Source organism: Acidovorax sp. KPB24-03, assembly GCF_057546605.1.
This window is the reverse complement of sequence record NZ_BAAJYR010000504.1, coordinates 1-2,166: the sequence shown is the minus strand read 5'-3', so window position 1 is coordinate 2,166 and position 2,166 is coordinate 1. Positions and strand designations below refer to the sequence as shown.

Genomic DNA, 2,166 nt, shown 5'->3' with positions numbered 1-2,166 from the left:
CTTCAAGCCCCATCGGCCTCCAGCGCAATCGACACCAGGGCATGACGCTACAAATTCAATAGCGCACCAAAGGCGCTGGCGCTGCCTACCGGATGCGCCATTCGCCATCCACCAGCGCTCGGGCCCGCCGGTCGATGGAGTCATTCACTTTGGCCTCCGCCTTTTTAGACTCCCGCATCGCTTTCGCTTCGCTGATGACGCCCTTCTCCGCGTTCTCGAACTGCGCCATGGCCAGTTTGGTCGCGGCTTCCTGCTTGGCTTTTACCTTGACGTCGTGCATGGAAATGTAGGCCCGCAACGGCGCCCACATGCGCGTCAGGCGAGGATCGAGCAGGTCTCTTTCGTGGAGAAGCGCTTCGCGCGACATGCCCAGACCGGGATCGCGAAGAGCGCCCTGCAGCAGGTCAAGCGCCGCGCGCGGGTCTTGCGTATGCATGATCTTGTGCTCCAGCATTTTGGAGAACCCGGTTTTGACGTCGCCCAACACGGCCGGGCCGTCATGCACCTGCGTCACGCCGTCGGCATCCACGGCCTTGAGTGTGTGTTCGCTCAAAAACTGGTCGAAGCTGCTTCGAAACCCGGCAGAAGCGATGGCCTCGGCCACGATCTGATCCAGAAGGGCCCGGTCTTCCCGTGTCAGCGATCGGCCCAACATCACCGCGTCGTGGGACAGCCCCGCCCTCCACTTGTCAAAGCGCGCGGTCAGGTCGGGGTCGATGCGCTTGAGCTCACGCCGGAGTTCAGCCCCGTGGTTCCGTGATGGCCCAGCCTGCCGGGTCGCGGGCGTCGTCGGTGGCCACATCCTCGCTGTGGGCGCCTGCGCCGCTTGCCGTGCAGCCTGGGGGTGGCGGATTTGCTGCAATTGGCCGCGCAAATGATCGGGCACCTGGATGACGCAGTTGGCGGGCAACCGGGCCAGGGACTGGGGCAGGGTCTGCAGTTTTGTGCCCTCCAAGTCCAGGAACTGCAGGTTGGAAAGGTCTCCCACGCTGTCGGGCAAACGCGCCAGCTTGGCATTCCCTTGGAGGACCAATGTCTGGAGCCCCTGCATGTCGCCGATGTTTTCGGGCAATTCCCGGATGTGCCGAGAGTGCGACACGCTCAATTGCGTCAGGTGGCGCAGTTCGGTGATGCTGGCTGGCAGGGTCGAATATTCCCCGCAACCCAACTCGAGCGTGCGCAGGCTTTGCATGCGCCCCAAGTCCAAGGGAAGTTCTTTCAATGAATTCCCGATCAATTGCAGGGTGTGCAAGTTGGGGAGGGCCGTCAGCGACGCCGGCAGGCTCTCCATCTCTTGGTTGGTGGCCAGCGTCAGATGGCGCAACTGGCGAAGCTCACCCAGGGTTTCAGGCAGCGAGGTCAGCCCGGTGTTGGTCAGCGACAGCTCCAGCAGGCCTTGCAGCCGTCCGATCGCATCGGGCAGCGTCTTGGCAGGAAGGCCCCACGCCACCACGAGCCTGGAACTGTCTCCCATGGCCACGCGGCGCATCGCGGTGGCCACCCCTCGCAAGACATCCTGTGTCGTGTCTCTGTCTTCAACGTCATCGTAGAAGTCGACGTTGCCATTCACCTTGTCTGCCAGCGGCAGGCTGCGCTCGAGCCAGTCGTCGATATCGCGCACCACGCTGCTGGCCAGGGCAGCCGACGAGGTACCCGCCGCTGCGGCCGGATGCAGCGGCGAACGCGGCGGTGAACTGGAAGCGCGCCCAACCACGGAGCTTCGGGGCGCCATGGTGTTTTCCGCCTGGGCATTTTCACGGCGCCGCGCGGTCAGCGGACTGCCAGAGCCTTCGGCTGCACGGGGAGAACCGCGTGGCGGCGTGTTCTCGGCAGGTGCACGTTCCGTTGGACCGGTTCGGGGACGGGAATGGAAAAGGCGATGGATGGTGTTGAACATGGAGGTGCGCCGAAGGCTTGGCGGCTTTGGAGTTCCAGCGCACCTCAGGCTACTTTCCGTCCAGCGCAATCGCTGCGCCAAAACCGAAAAGGTCACAGCGCTGCGCGAACCGACTTCCTGCCGTGATGCCAACACGGGGCGTTGACGGCGCGCGACGCCCTGTCGCCAGGATCGGAAGACCGGAAGGAAGTCCGCATCCGCGCACCGCGTCGGGGAGGACTTCAAGCCCCATCGGCCTCCAGCGCAATCAACACTAGGGCATATCGCTA

Annotated in this window: 1 protein-coding gene; it reads right to left on the bottom strand. The window is 63.9% G+C overall.

The window, feature by feature from the left end; genetic code table 11:
- Window positions 1–85: 85 nt before the first annotated feature.
- The gene (locus tag AC27KI_RS23240) at window positions 86–1,897 is read right to left on the bottom strand and encodes a leucine-rich repeat domain-containing protein (protein WP_487116069.1); all 1,812 of its coding nucleotides are present in this window, start codon (window positions 1,895–1,897) and stop codon (window positions 86–88) included.
- Window positions 1,898–2,166 lie beyond the last annotated feature (269 nt).